The organism is Demequina lignilytica (assembly GCF_030418375.1).
GTDB lineage: Bacteria > Actinomycetota > Actinomycetes > Actinomycetales > Demequinaceae > Demequina > Demequina lignilytica.
The window spans coordinates 510819-523006 of sequence record NZ_JAUHPZ010000001.1; the positions used below are offsets into that span (position 1 = coordinate 510819).

16 protein-coding genes are annotated in these 12188 nt (G+C 73.1%); 8 read left to right on the plus strand and 8 right to left on the minus strand.

Annotation, left to right across the window (positions count from 1 at the left end):
• Positions 1 to 45: 45 nt before the first annotated feature.
• Positions 46 to 1296, minus strand: coding sequence for a hypothetical protein (locus tag QQX13_RS02290; RefSeq protein ID WP_301152352.1), 1251 nt, complete (start codon positions 1294 to 1296; stop codon positions 46 to 48).
• A 168-nt stretch (positions 1297 to 1464) separates the two neighbouring features.
• Between QQX13_RS02290 and QQX13_RS02295 the strand changes: the two genes are divergently transcribed.
• The 5 genes from QQX13_RS02295 to fabF all read left to right on the plus strand — a co-directional run bounded on the left by QQX13_RS02295 (position 1465) and on the right by fabF (position 6240).
• Complete coding sequence (locus QQX13_RS02295; protein ID WP_301120436.1) at positions 1465 to 2634, plus strand: PucR family transcriptional regulator; 1170 nt, start codon at positions 1465 to 1467, stop codon at positions 2632 to 2634.
• An 80-nt stretch (positions 2635 to 2714) separates the two neighbouring features.
• On the plus strand, positions 2715 to 3623 hold the full coding sequence (locus QQX13_RS02300) for an ACP S-malonyltransferase (RefSeq protein WP_301152353.1): 909 nt from the start codon (positions 2715 to 2717) through the stop codon (positions 3621 to 3623).
• 2 nt (positions 3624 to 3625) lie between these two features.
• A complete protein-coding gene (locus tag QQX13_RS02305) occupies positions 3626 to 4627 on the plus strand; it encodes a beta-ketoacyl-ACP synthase III (protein ID WP_301120432.1) in 1002 nt (333 codons plus the stop codon).
• Positions 4628 to 4706: 79 nt separating this feature from the next.
• Positions 4707 to 4955 carry an acyl carrier protein gene (locus tag QQX13_RS02310; RefSeq protein WP_301120430.1) on the plus strand — a complete coding sequence of 83 codons (249 nt, stop codon included), beginning with the start codon at positions 4707 to 4709 and terminating at the stop codon, positions 4953 to 4955.
• A gap of 52 nt (positions 4956 to 5007) precedes the next feature.
• The gene (fabF, locus tag QQX13_RS02315) at positions 5008 to 6240 is read left to right on the plus strand and encodes a beta-ketoacyl-ACP synthase II (RefSeq protein WP_301120428.1); all 1233 of its coding nucleotides are present in this window, start codon (positions 5008 to 5010) and stop codon (positions 6238 to 6240) included.
• Between the two features lie 145 nt (positions 6241 to 6385).
• Here the strand turns inward: fabF and QQX13_RS02320 are convergent, their stop codons facing one another.
• From QQX13_RS02320 to QQX13_RS02330, 3 genes are read right to left on the minus strand one after another with little or no spacing between them, the layout of a single operon-like run.
• Entirely contained in the window at positions 6386 to 6967 is a 582-nt protein-coding gene (locus QQX13_RS02320) for a TetR family transcriptional regulator (RefSeq protein ID WP_301152354.1), read from the minus strand.
• Between the two features lie 32 nt (positions 6968 to 6999).
• Positions 7000 to 7362 carry a nuclear transport factor 2 family protein gene (locus tag QQX13_RS02325; protein WP_301152356.1) on the minus strand — a complete coding sequence of 121 codons (363 nt, stop codon included), beginning with the start codon at positions 7360 to 7362 and terminating at the stop codon, positions 7000 to 7002.
• Positions 7363 to 7372: 10 nt separating this feature from the next.
• Positions 7373 to 7870, minus strand: a complete 498-nt coding sequence (locus QQX13_RS02330) for a DUF3145 domain-containing protein (protein WP_301120422.1) — start codon at positions 7868 to 7870, stop codon at positions 7373 to 7375.
• Between the two features lie 132 nt (positions 7871 to 8002).
• Here QQX13_RS02330 and QQX13_RS02335 point away from each other — a divergent pair, with 132 nt between their 5' ends.
• Positions 8003 to 8626 (plus strand): NAD(P)H-hydrate epimerase, encoded by a 624-nt coding sequence (locus QQX13_RS02335; RefSeq protein WP_301152357.1) that lies wholly within the window; start codon positions 8003 to 8005, stop codon positions 8624 to 8626.
• On the opposite strand, the gene def is transcribed toward QQX13_RS02335, so the two are convergent.
• Positions 8623 to 9123, minus strand: a complete 501-nt coding sequence (def, locus tag QQX13_RS02340) for a peptide deformylase (RefSeq protein WP_301120418.1) — start codon at positions 9121 to 9123, stop codon at positions 8623 to 8625. The two genes, QQX13_RS02335 and def, sit on opposite strands and share 4 nt — an antisense overlap.
• A gap of 44 nt (positions 9124 to 9167) precedes the next feature.
• On the opposite strand from def, the gene QQX13_RS02345 reads away from it, so the two are divergent.
• Positions 9168 to 9725 carry a GNAT family N-acetyltransferase gene (locus QQX13_RS02345; protein WP_301120416.1) on the plus strand — a complete coding sequence of 186 codons (558 nt, stop codon included), beginning with the start codon at positions 9168 to 9170 and terminating at the stop codon, positions 9723 to 9725.
• Positions 9722 to 10582, plus strand: coding sequence for an NAD(P)H-hydrate dehydratase (locus tag QQX13_RS02350; RefSeq protein WP_301152358.1), 861 nt, complete (start codon positions 9722 to 9724; stop codon positions 10580 to 10582). The genes QQX13_RS02345 and QQX13_RS02350 overlap by 4 nt, the downstream gene beginning before the upstream one ends.
• Before the next feature lie 39 nt (positions 10583 to 10621).
• On the opposite strand, the gene QQX13_RS02355 is transcribed toward QQX13_RS02350, so the two are convergent.
• The 3 genes from QQX13_RS02355 to QQX13_RS02365 form a co-directional block, all read right to left on the minus strand.
• Positions 10622 to 11122, minus strand: coding sequence for a hypothetical protein (locus QQX13_RS02355; protein WP_301152359.1), 501 nt, complete (start codon positions 11120 to 11122; stop codon positions 10622 to 10624).
• Between the two features lie 92 nt (positions 11123 to 11214).
• Positions 11215 to 11784, minus strand: coding sequence for a hypothetical protein (locus tag QQX13_RS02360; protein WP_301120410.1), 570 nt, complete (start codon positions 11782 to 11784; stop codon positions 11215 to 11217).
• A 74-nt stretch (positions 11785 to 11858) separates the two neighbouring features.
• Positions 11859 to 12158, minus strand: a complete 300-nt coding sequence (locus QQX13_RS02365; RefSeq protein WP_301120408.1) for a DUF1905 domain-containing protein — start codon at positions 12156 to 12158, stop codon at positions 11859 to 11861.
• Positions 12159 to 12188: the final 30 nt, after the last annotated feature.

A 12188-nucleotide genomic window follows, 5' to 3' on the forward strand; every position in this document is an offset into this window, starting at 1 on the left:
GCATGAAATCGGGAGCGTCGCGCACCTAGCCCACGGGCGCCAGGCTCAGCGGCGATCGGGGTCGTCGTCAGCGCCGGCGTCGGGCCCGGCCTCCGCGTCGCCCTCGGGCTGGGGATCTGTGCCGTCCTCAGCCTCGTCATGAGCCTCGGCGTCGCTCGCCGGCTCCGGCTCCGGCTCGCCGTCGGCGTCCGCGTCGGGCTCAGCCTCGGACCCTGCCAGATCCTCGGGCGGGTCCTGGACGGGCTCCGCGTCCTCCACCGGTGCGACGTCCTGGGCCTCGGCGCCCGCGCCGGCGGCGGCCCCAGCCGCCGCGGGGGCAGGGGCGATGCTGGCGGGAGGCATGTCCGCCGGGCGCGCCTCCGGCGTGAAGGCCGGGGCGGGAGCCACCGGCTCGGCGGCGGCCTCGGGCGAGGTGGTTCCGCTGGGCTCGGCGTCGGCGGCGACGTGGCCAGCTCCAGCGCCCCCGGCGAGCGCGCCCCCGGCGGCGGTGGTCACCGTGCCGGTGTGGACACGCTCGCCCTCGAGCGCCGCGCGACGCGCCTTCACGAACGACGAGCGGACGGCAAGGGCCGCCCATGCGATCAGCAGGAGCAGCACGCCCAGCGCGATCCACAGCCCGACGAGCACGTTGGTCGCGAACAGGCCGGCCGGCTCGAGCCGCACCCATCCGTCCGCGGCGCAGGTCGCCTGCTCCCCCGAGACCTCGCCGTACACGTGATAGACGCCCGTCAGCTCGAGGCCCGTGCTGTCCTGGATGGTCGCAAGGCCGTCCGCCACGTCGACCGTGCCGGTCACCTCCTGGGCCTCCCCCGAGGCCGGGTCGGAGCTCACGGTCCGCACGGGGATCGAGAAGCCGCCGACCGTGATCCCCGCCATCCGGGTGTCGACCGCGATCGGGGTCGAGGACGTCATGGCCCACTCGACCACGTCGTCCTCCGCGATCGAGAATGCGGTGAGCGCGCTCGTGTCGGACGGCGCCGCCGTCAGCCCGCCAGCGGTGACCTCGAGCGTGCAGCCGTCGCTCACCCGTCCCACGGACACGAGCTCCGGGATCCCCGTCAGCCCGACGCCCGCCAGGACGCCCGCGATCACCGCCGCCGTGACGAATCGGCCGCGCGCCGCCGAGATCTGCCGTGTGAGCAGGCCCGCGACGGCCAGCACCGCGACGGCCACCGTCAGGAACAGCACCGTCCGGCCCGGGTCGACCAGCGCGAGCTGCCACAGCAACCCGATCACCACCAGCCCCAGCAGCATTCCGAGCACGAGCCCCAACAGGGGGCGCGGACGTGGTGTCATCGGTTCCTCCTCGGCTGCAACAGTCCTGGTCCTCACGCTAACGTGAGCGCCCCGCGGCCGCGACTCTTGTGCGATCGTCCAAAAAGCGAGGAGCGGATACGGGCATCCCCCGCTCAAGGGCGACCTCGCGTTGTTCCTGATCCACAATCGACCGCTACGCTGACACCCATGGTGACGGCCGAGATGCGTGCAGAGACGCTGCGTCGACTCCGCGCCGGCACCGGCCGGCTCGCCACCGCCGCCCTCAAGTCGCTCGACGCCGAGTACCCGTGGTTCCGCGAGCTTCCCGCCCGCGAGCGATCGTGGGTCGGCGGAGTCGCGCAGGCCGGCATCAACTCGTTCGTCGCCTACTTCGCGGATCCGCAGGCGGGCCACCGCGGCACCTACGAGATGTTCTCCGCCGCGCCGCCGGAGCTCACCCGCTCGATCTCGCTGCAGCACACCGTCAGCATCGTGCGCACCTACGTCGCGATCGTCGAGTCCCACTCGGACGAGTTCGCCGCCCCCGGCGCGGAGGCGCTGCTGCGCGAGTCGATCCTGCGCTACTCGCGTGAGATCGCGTTCTCCGCGGCGGAGGTCTACGCCCGTGCGGCCGAGTCCCGCGGCGCGTGGGACGCGCGCCTCGAGGCGCTGGTGGTGGACGCGCTCGTGCGCGGCGAGGTCGACGACGACCTGCCGTCGCGCGCCGCGGCGCTCGGCTGGAAGACAGGGCCGACCGTGGTGGTCGTGGGCCGCACGGACGGGCCGCTCGGCGAGGTCCAGTCCGCGGAGCTGCGCCGATCCATCCGGCGCGCCGCCCCCGGCGCCCTGGTGGGGATCCATGGCGAGGACCTGGTGGTCATCGCCCGCTCCGACTCCCGCGGCGACGCGGTCACGGAATCGCTGCTGTCGAGCTTCGGCCCGGGGCCCGTCGTGGTCGGACCGCCGGCCGTCACGCTGGTCGAGGTCGCACGGTCGACCCGGGCGGCGATCAACGGCGCCGCCGCGGCACCGGCGTGGGCGCTCGCGCCGCGCCCGGTCGGCGCCGACGACCTGCTGCCCGAGCGGGTCCTGGTCGGGGATGCGGCCGCCGCCGACCGCCTGATCGCGGTCGCGTACGACCCGATCGCCGCCGCCGGCGGGTCGCTGCGGGAGACGGTCGCCACGTTCCTCGACTGCGGGCGGTCGCTCGAGCTCGCGAGCCGCACCATGTTCGTCCACGCGAACACCGTGCGCTACCGGCTCAAGAAGGTGGCGGAGCTCACCGGCTGGGACGTCCTGTCCACCCGCGACGCCCACGTCCTGGAGACGGCGTTCGCGCTCGGCCGGCTACGCGACGCGAACAGCCACCGCTTGTAGGTTTCACACAACAATCCGGGCCCGAATCGGTACCTGCGTGGCCCCCGACCCTCTGGATTTGTGAGGCAGGCTTAATCACCATGATCGCTGTTCTCTGTCCCGGACAGGGTGCGCAGGCACCCGGCATGCTGGCTCCGTGGCTCGAGCTCCCGAGCGTCGCGGCGCGCCTGGGCGAGCTCGCCGAGGCCTCCGGCGTCGACATCGTCCGCCACGGCACCTCCTCGGACGCCGACACCATCCGCGACACCGCCATCGCCCAGCCCCTGCTGGTCGCCACGGCGATCGCGACGGGCCGCGAGCTGCTCGGCGGCGCCGTCCCCGCGCTGACCGCGGGCCACTCCGTCGGCGAGCTCGGCGCGGCCGCCCTCGCGGGAGCCCTCACCGACGCTGACGCGATGCGCCTGGTCACTGTCCGGGCGAACGCGATGGCCGAGGCCGCCGCATCGTCCGAGCCGACCTCCATGGCCGCCGTCCTCGGCGGCGTCGAGGAGGATGTCGCGGCCGCGCTCGCCGAGCACGGCCTCACCCCCGCCAACGTGAACGGCGGCGGTCAGGTGGTGGCCGCGGGATCCAAGGCGGCCATCGAGGCGCTCGTCGCCGCGCCCCCGGCGCGCGCCCGCGTCATCGAGCTCCAGGTGGCCGGCGCCTTCCACACCACCTACATGGCCCCCGCCGTCGCGGCTCTCGACGCGGCCGCCGGCGTCACCACCCCCGCGGACCCGGCGGCGATCCTGCTGTCCAACGCGGACGGTGCCCAGGTCGCGGACGGCGCGGACGCCCTCGCCCGCATCGTCCGCCAGGTCGCCAACCCCGTGCGCTGGGACCTGTGCATGGAGACCATGCTGGAGCTCGGCGTCACCGGTATCGTCGAGGTGGCCCCGGGCGGCGTCCTCACCGGGCTCGCGAAGCGGGCCATGAAGGGCGTGCCCGCCGTGGCGCTGAAGACGCCCGACGACCTTGCCGCCGCCCGCGAGCTCCTGGAGGCCTGAGAGTGACCACCCTGAACGTCCGTCGCGGACCCGAGTTCACGCGCATCCTCGGCCTCGGCGTCGCCCGCGGCGAGAACGCGGTGCCGAACGACGACCTGATCGAGCCGATCAACTCCTCCGACGAGTGGATCCGCAAGATGACGGGCATCGTCACCCGCGTCCGCGCGAACGAGGACACCTCGGTGATCGACCTCTCGGAGGCCGCCGCGCGCGACGCGCTCGCGCAGGCCGGCATCGACGCGTCGGAGCTGGACGCGGTGATCCTGTCGACCATCTCCTACCCGCGCATCACCCCCGGCGGCGCGCCCGTGCTGGCGGACCGCATCGGCGCGACGCCGGCCGCGGCCTTCGACATCTCGGCGGCCTGCGCGGGCTACTGCTACGGCATCGGCCAGGCCGACGCGCTGGTGCGGTCCGGGGCGGCCCGCAACGTGCTCGTGGTGGGTGCGGAGAAGCTGAGCGACTTCGTCGACCCCGCCGACCGGTCGATCTCGTACCTGCTCGGCGACGCCGCGGGCGCCGTGGTCATCGGCGGCTCCGACACTCCCGGCATCGGCCCCACCATCTGGGGCTCGGACGGCGGCGCCTCCGAGCTGATCAAGCAGAACCACACCTGGCTCGAGATCCGCGAGGACCGCGACCTGCCGTTCCCCACCCTGCGCCAGGAGGGGCCGTCCGTGTTCAAGTGGGCGTCCTTCAAGATGGCGCCCGTCGCGCTCGAGGCGATCGAGGCCGCCGGCCTCACGCCCGAGGACATCGACGTGTTCATCCCCCACCAGGCCAACCTGCGGATCATCGACCAGATGGTCAAGCAGATCGGGCTGCCCGAGAGCGTCGTGGTCGCGAAGGACATCGTCGACTCCGGCAACACATCGGCCGCGTCCATCCCGCTCGCCACCGAGCGGGTCCTGCGTGACGGCGTCGCGAAGTCCGGCGACGTCGCCCTCCAGATCGGCTTCGGCGCCGGGCTGGTGTACGCCGCGCAGGTCGTGGTCCTGCCGTAGCCGCGGCACCCCCAGTAAGTTCATATCCGTTCGCAACGAACACGGCGCACCGTGCGCCGCCGACATGAAGGAGAAGCACATGGCACTGTCCAAGGACGAGGTCCTCGCCGGTCTTGCCGAGATCGTCTCCGAGGAGACCGACATCGACACCGCCGAGGTGACCCTCGACAAGTCGTTCACCGACGACCTCGACATCGACTCGCTGTCGATGATGACGATCGTCACCCTCGCCGAGGAGAAGTTCGACGTCCGCATCCCCGACGAGAAGGTCAAGGACCTGGTGACCGTCGACGACGCGGTGTCGTACATCACCGAGGCGCAGGCGTAAGCCTCCGCCTCCTGCGCGTCCCATCCCCCTCATCACCTTCGGAGATCCCCCCATGAACGTCGTCGTCACCGGACTCGGCACCACCTCGCCCCTCGGCGGGGACGTCGCCAGCACCTGGGAGGGTGCCCTCGCGGGCCGCTCGGGCGTGCGCACGCTCGAGAACGACTGGGAGGAGAAGTACGGGATCCCCGTCACCTTCGCCGGCCAGCTCGTGGTGCCGCCGTCGGAGGTGCTGTCCCGCCCCGAGACCAAGCGCATGGACCCGTCCGCCCAGATGGCGATCGTGGCCGCGCGCGAGGCCTGGGCCGACGCGGGATCTCCCGAGGTGGACCCCGAGCGTCTGGGGAGCATCGTCTCCTCCGGCATCGGCGGCGTGTGGACGCTCCTGACGGCCTGGGACACGGTGAAGGAGCGGGGCGCCTCGCGCGTCCTGCCCCTCACCGTGCCCATGCTGATGCCGAACTCACCGACCGCGTACGTGTCGCTCGAGTTCAAGGCGCGCGCCGGCGCGCACGCCCCCGTCTCCGCGTGCGCCTCCGGCGCCGAGGCGATCGGCATGGGCTTCGAGATGATCCAGTCGGGACGCGCCGACATCGTCATCTGCGGCGGCACCGAGGCGGCGATCCACCCGCTGCCGATCTCCGCCTTCGCCTCGATGCAGGCGCTCTCCAAGCGCAACGACGACCCCGCGGGCGCGTCGCGCCCGTACGACGTCAGCCGCGACGGCTTCGTCATGGGCGAGGGCTCGGGCGTGGTGATCCTCGAGTCGGAGGAGCACGCCCAGGCGCGCGGCGCGAAGGTCTACGCCCGGCTGCTGGGCCTGGGCATGACGGCCGACGCGCACCACATCGCCGCGCCGGAGCCCAACGGCGCCGGCCAGACCCGCGCGATGGAGCTCGCCCTCGAGCGGGCCGGGCTCACCACCGCCGACATCTCGCACGTCAACGCGCACGCGACCTCGACGCCCGTGGGCGACATGATCGAGGCGCGCGGCATCCGGTCCCTGCTGGGCGCGCACGCGGACCAGGTGCTGCTGTCCGCGACCAAGTCGATGACCGGCCACCTGCTCGGCGGCGCCGGCGCGCTCGAGTCCGTCTTCACCATCAAGGCGCTCGAGACCCGCACCGCTCCCCCGACCATCAACGTCACCGAGCCCGACCCCGAGCTCCAGGTCGACCTGGTCCGCGACGCCCCGCGCGCGCTGCCCGAGGGTCAGACCGCGGCGATCAACAACTCGTTCGGCTTCGGCGGCCACAACGTGGCGCTGGTGTTCGGCACGGTCTGACGCCTCCCCCCGCAGCGTGCTCTGCACGGATCCGCGGGCGACACGCCGCGGACGTCGGGACGATGCGTGGCGCGCCTCAGCGTGTCGCCGCCCGATCCGTGCGGGGCATCGTGGGTCGGGGTGGCCCGGTCCGGTCCGGCGCCGGCTACGCGAGCCCGGCCTGCAGCCGCACCAGCGCCTGGTCGACGACGTCCGCGAGCGGCTCCTCCGACTTCTTCGCCCACCACACGGACGCGGCGAGCATGCCGGCGAGCACCGCGTAGGCCGTGGTCCACGGCTCGAGGGGCATGCCCTCGCCCTCGTGTCCTCGCGCGAAGTGCTGCGCGAGGGTGTCGCGCACGTCGCTCATCGCCGCGATGCCCGCGGAGAACACCTCGGGCGAGTCGCCGATGATGCGCAGGCGGATGCGCGCGTTCTCCTCGGCCCCCTCGGGGATCGCGAGCCCGTCGCGCATGACGTCACGCAGCCCGGCGATGCCCGGCGCGGGCGGCGACTGCTCCATCCGCCGGGAGATCCGCTCGTAGGTGGCGAAGAAGTCGCGCCACACCAGATCGTTCTTGGTGGCGAAGTGGCGGAAGAGCGTGCGCCGCGAGATCCCGGACGCGGCCGCGATGTCGTCCATGGTGACCGCGTCGAAGCCGCGCTCCGCGAACAGGCCGACGGCGATCAGCGCGATCGCATCCGGATCGGCGATCTGCGGTCGCCCGGGGCGGCGGTGCTCGGTCACGACTCCACCCTAGCGCGCAACGTCGTGCCTGGTCAGGTGGGCGTCGGCGTGGCCTGGTGAAAGCGGATGCGCCAGGCGTCGGTCAGCACCCAGAGCGACGACCGCAGCGCCGCGCCGCGCACCCCATGGTCCGGGGTCGAACGGTAGGTCACCTGCGCGACACCCGGCACCACCTCGACGGCCGCGAAGTCCTCGAGAGGCAGCCGCACGTCGATGTCCATCGGGTCCAGGTCGAGCGTCTCCGCCCGGGTCCACCGACGTCCGGAGTACCCGATCTCGACGAACAGGGGATCGAGGATCCGCTCCATGAATGCGTGGTCGAACCGGGTCTCCGCGCGCCACATCGCCTCCTCCAGCGCGTGGAGGGTGAGCGTCTGGTCGCCGGTCAGCGCCATGGTGGGGCCATCACCCGACCCGGTGGAGCCACCTCACGGGGGCGCCGTGCCCGGCGTAGCGGAACGGCTCCAGCTCGTCGTCCCACGCGGTGCCCAGCGCCAGGTCCATCGCGCGCTTGAAGTCCGCCATCGACCCGCCGACCTCCAGGGTCGCCCGGATCCGGTCCTCCGGCACCACGATGTTGCCGTGCACGTCGGTGACGGCGTGGAAGATGCCGAGCGACGGGGTGTGCGACCAGCGTCCGCCGTCACATCCGAACGACGGCTCCTCGGTGACCTCGTAGCGCACGTGCTCCCACCCGCGCAGCGCCGACGCGAGGCGCGCGCCGGTGCCCTGCTGGCCCTGCCACGACAGCTCGGCGCGGAGCAGGCCGGAGCCGGCGGGCTGGTCGGTCCACTCGAGCGAGGCGCGCGAACCCAGCACTCCCTGCGCGGCCCATTCGATGTGCGGGCACATCGCTCGAGTGGCCGAGTGCACGAAAAGGACACCGCGGGTGATTGCTGCCATGAGCCTTTTCCTTCCTGTGAGGTGCGTCTTCCCCTACGACCTCGAAGGAATCGAGCTGCGGCCACCGTGGTGTACGTGACCTATCGTGCCTCACGATCGCCGGTTTCGCCAGCACCGTGGCACAGTGGCGCCATGGCCACCACGAACGCCGTGATGACGGTCGCCCAGATCCGGGCGGCCGAGGAGCGGACGATGCACGCGGTGGCGGAGGACGCGCTCATGGACCGGGCCGCGGCGGCGGTGGCCGCCGAGGTCCGCCTGCTGGTGGCCGGATCGGACGGGCCCCGCGTCGCGGTGCTCGCCGGCTCGGGCAACAACGGCGGCGACGCGCTGCTCGCCGGAGCCCTGCTCGCCCGCGAGGGGGCGGAGGTGACGGCGGTCGCGCTCGGGTCCTCGGTCCACCTCCGCGGCCGGACGTTGCTGGAGGCCGCGGGTGGGCGCATCGTCCCGCTGGGAATCGAGGCGGACGCCGCCGTCGCGGGCGCCGACGCCGTCGTCGACGGCATCGTCGGGATCGGATCCCGGCCCGGCCTTCGGGACGATGCGGCGGCCCTGGTGGCGCGCATCGTCGCCCCGGTCGTGGCGGTCGACCTGCCCAGCGGGCTCGACGCCGACTCTGCGGCCGCCGACCTCGCCCACGTCCGTGCGGACGTGACCGTCACGTTCACGGCGCCCAAGCGCTGCCTGGTCGACGTTCCCGCGCGGGCGGCGGCGGGACGCGTGGTGCTCGCCGACGTCGGGATCGAGCTCGGCTAGCCCTTCGCCTCGAGCGACTCGCGCAGCTCGCGCATCGCCTTCTTGCGCACGTCGCGCTTGAGGCGGTCCAGGTAGAGCTTGCCGTCGAGGTGGTCGACCTCGTGCTGGATCAGGCGGGCCCAGATCTCCTCGCCCTCGATCTCGACCTTCTCGCCGTCGAGGTCGGTGCCCACGGCTCGCGCGTAGAAGGTGCGCTCGCACGGGTACCAGAGCCCGGGCACCGACAGGCAGCCCTCCTCGCCGAGCTCCTGGAGCTCGGTGGCCACCTCGACGATCTCGGGGTTGAGGATGTAGCCGATCTCACCGTCGATGTTCCACGAGAACGCGCGCAGCGAGACGCCGATCTGGTTGGCGGCGAGGCCGGCGCGACCCTCGTGGTCCACGGTCTCGACCAGGTCCTCCACCAGCTGACGCACGCGGTCGTCGATCTGGGCGATGGGTTCGCACGGGGTGCGGAGGACGGGGTCGCCGATCACTCGGATGTCACGCATTGCCATGCCGGTATTGTTCCATGCCCCCACAGGGGGCGTATCGTCGGAATATGACGCTCGAGACCGCGAGACTCCTGCTACGTCCGTTCGTCGCCGACGACGCCGACGACGTCCACCTGTACGCATCGGACCCCGCCGTGTGCCAGTTCACCGACTGGGGGCCCAACACACGGGAGCAGACGGAGCACTGGGTGGAGGGCGCCGCCGCGGCCGGCCTTCCCGCGCATTGGGCGGTCACGCTGAAGGACGATGCGCTGGGCTCGCGCGGCACGGTGAGGGCAGGCAGCGTCGTGGGCGGCATCGGCGTCTACGGCGAGGACCGGGCACCGATCCACGAGACGCCCGAGGTCCGCGAGCTGGGCTGGGTGATCCGCCGTGACCTGTGGGGCCGCGGCCTGGCGACGGAGGCGGTCCGCGCCGTGATCGACGCCCTGATCGCCGATCTCGAGATCCGCGAGGTGCACGCCCGCTGCCGACCGGAGCACCGCGCCTCGGCCAAGGTCATGGCGCACCTGGGACTCGAGCACGTGCGCCGCATCGAGCGCGACCTCGAGCGCGACGGCCGGTGGATGGACTCCGACCTCTACGCGCTGATCATCGAGCGATGACCGCGGCGCGTCGCTGGGAACGTGCCGACGTCGCCGCGTCCTGGCCCGTGCCCGGCGCCGCCGACGACAAGTACTCGCGCGGCGTCCTCGGGGTGATCGCCGGGTCCGAGGCGTACCCCGGCGCGGCTGCGCTGGTCGTGTCGGGCGCCGTCCGCGCGGGCATCGGGATGGTCCGCTACGTCGGCCCCCCGCGCGTGCAGGACCTGGTGCTGCGGCACCGTCCCGAGGTGGTGGTCCACCATCCGTCCGACGTGGCCGAGAGGCTCCCCCGCGCGGCGGCATGGATCCTCGGGCCGGGCGTGACGGACTCGCCGGAGCAGGAGGCGGCGATCGGCGCCGCGATCGCCGAGGGCTCCCCGCTCGTGGTGGACGCGGGCGCCCTGACGCACGTGGCGCGGGCGCGCGCCGCGGGCGCGAGGGCGATCGGCGCGGACCGCGTGCTCCTCACGCCGCACGCGGGCGAGCTGGTGCGCACGCTCGACTCGCTCCGTCATGACGTCACCCCCGCGGACGTCGAGCGCGACCGGGTCGGCCACGCGCGGCTCCTCGCCGAGGCCGCCCGCGCGACGGTGCTGCTCAAGGGCGCGGTGACCATGATCGCCTCGCCCGGCGGAGGCGTGATCGAGCTGCCCGAGGCGCCGGCGTGGCTGGCGACGGCGGGCGCGGGCGACGTGCTCGCCGGCATCGCCGGCGCGCTCCTGGCCCAGGGGGTCGCGGCGCCCGAGTCGGGCGCCTGCGCGGCCTGGGTCCACGCGCGCGCCGCGGAGCTGGCGTCCGGCGGGGGTCCGATCGCGGCGCTCGACGTCGCGGACGCGGTTCCCGCGGCCGTCGCGGACGCTCTCGACGGCCGCAGGTAGCCCGCCACGTTCGCGTCGGCGGCTCGCGAACCCCTGGACTCAGGAGCCGCGACGCGTGGCGATCCTGCGTGCCACCGCGGCGGCCATCGCCGCTCCCAGCGCCGCCGGGCCGATCACCCCGACAAGCACCGACAGCAGCGTCGCGACGATCTCTCCGTCGCCGAGCAGCGACATGACGACCATCGTGATCGCGAACGGCGTCGCGAGCGCCGACGCTGCCGCGGATTGCAGCAGGACGTGCCGGGACGGCTCGAGACCGGCGGCACGGTCGGCGTACCGTCGTCCGAAGACGACGGCGGCGAGCGGGACCACGCTGACGAGCGCGACCAAGGCGACGAGTCCGTCGACCATGGCGAGTATCAGGGCGCTCGTATCCGCCATCGAGTCGCCCGAGAGCGCCGCGTACAGCAACGCGCCGAGCGGGACCAGAACCAGGGTGGCGAGCAGATAGGAGAGCATGCCGACCGGCAGCGCCAGGCTCCTCAGGTCGTCAGGAGAGACACGTCGGACGGTTCGGCTCCCGTGCGCGAGGGTGTCCATGATGCACCTCCTCAGCGGCGGCGCGGGACGGCTGCGCCGTCACCTCCATCGTCCCACCACAGCGGCTGTCGGGCGCGCTCGCGACGGCCCGCCTACCGCCCGATGCCGAACATGACGACGGCCGTCCACCCCAGGACCACCACGTACCCGAGCACCCCCACCCAGACGGCCGTGCGGCGCGCGAACGGCGACTCGAGGATGCCGGGCAGCACGGCTCGCGTGAGGCCCGCCGTCAGGCCGCACGGGACGCCGACGGCGATCGCGGCGTAGAGCCCGCCCACCACGTGGAGCGGCTGCCCCATCGCGATGAACACCACGGGTACGACGGCCAGCAGCGCTCCCATGATCGCGAACGCCCGGCCGGCGGCCATGGGCGCGAGCCCGCGGGTGCGGGAGAACAGGACACGTCCGGCCGTGTGGGAGACGAGCACGATCCCCAGCAGCGCGATCGCGACGTTGGTGAACGCCACCCCGATGAACACCCATGAGTGCTCCTCACCCTGCGCATCGGGGGCGAGCGCGCTCACCACGGGTCCGCCCACGTAGGACAGGATCAGCGCGGACGCGCCGTAGACCGGGATGCCGATCGCGGTCGCGAGCCAGGCCGCGCTGGTCGCGCCGACGCTCGCCACGGGGTCGGGCGGGGACTGGAGCTCGGACACGGTGGCCTCCTCGGGTCGCCGTCTGCGGCGTTCTCGGCACCAGTGTGCCAGCGACCTCGATGCTGCGACAGGGGTCAGGACACCGGCGTCACGGTCACCGTGACGCGGTCACCGTTCGCGATCGCCTCCGCGCGCAGGATCGCCTGCTTGACCGGGAGCACGAAGGTCTTCCGCTCCTTCGACGGGAAGATGCTGGTGCGCCACCGCGATCCGCCGAGCGCCACGTCCACCTTGACCGCGCCGAATCCTCGGCGCGGCCCCTGCTGGGCGTCCTCGATCTCGTCGGCGACGTCGAAGGGCAGGTCCACGAAGGTCCACGCCGCGGACTGCGCCTCCCACCGGTAGAGGGTCGCCTCGAAGGTGTGCTCGGCCATGTCGCGAACCTAGCAGCGGGATGGGACCTC

Bases quoted from the DNA above. Each gene is read 5' to 3' on its own strand.
- QQX13_RS02290 (WP_301152352.1), bottom strand. From the start codon at position 1,296: ATGACACCACGTCCGCGCCCCCTGTTGGGGCTCGTGCTCGGAATGCTG.
- QQX13_RS02295 (WP_301120436.1), top strand. From the start codon at position 1,465: ATGGTGACGGCCGAGATGCGTGCAGAGACGCTGCGTCGACTCCGCGCC.
- QQX13_RS02300 (WP_301152353.1), top strand. From the start codon at position 2,715: ATGATCGCTGTTCTCTGTCCCGGACAGGGTGCGCAGGCACCCGGCATG.
- QQX13_RS02310 (WP_301120430.1), top strand. From the start codon at position 4,707: ATGGCACTGTCCAAGGACGAGGTCCTCGCCGGTCTTGCCGAGATCGTC.
- fabF (WP_301120428.1), top strand. From the start codon at position 5,008: ATGAACGTCGTCGTCACCGGACTCGGCACCACCTCGCCCCTCGGCGGG.
- QQX13_RS02325 (WP_301152356.1), bottom strand. From the start codon at position 7,362: ATGGCGCTGACCGGCGACCAGACGCTCACCCTCCACGCGCTGGAGGAG.
- QQX13_RS02330 (WP_301120422.1), bottom strand. From the start codon at position 7,870: ATGGCAGCAATCACCCGCGGTGTCCTTTTCGTGCACTCGGCCACTCGA.
- QQX13_RS02335 (WP_301152357.1), top strand. From the start codon at position 8,003: ATGGCCACCACGAACGCCGTGATGACGGTCGCCCAGATCCGGGCGGCC.
- def (WP_301120418.1), bottom strand. From the start codon at position 9,123: ATGGCAATGCGTGACATCCGAGTGATCGGCGACCCCGTCCTCCGCACC.
- QQX13_RS02345 (WP_301120416.1), top strand. From the start codon at position 9,168: ATGACGCTCGAGACCGCGAGACTCCTGCTACGTCCGTTCGTCGCCGAC.
- QQX13_RS02350 (WP_301152358.1), top strand. From the start codon at position 9,722: ATGACCGCGGCGCGTCGCTGGGAACGTGCCGACGTCGCCGCGTCCTGG.
- QQX13_RS02355 (WP_301152359.1), bottom strand. From the start codon at position 11,122: ATGGACACCCTCGCGCACGGGAGCCGAACCGTCCGACGTGTCTCTCCT.
- QQX13_RS02365 (WP_301120408.1), bottom strand. From the start codon at position 12,158: ATGGCCGAGCACACCTTCGAGGCGACCCTCTACCGGTGGGAGGCGCAG.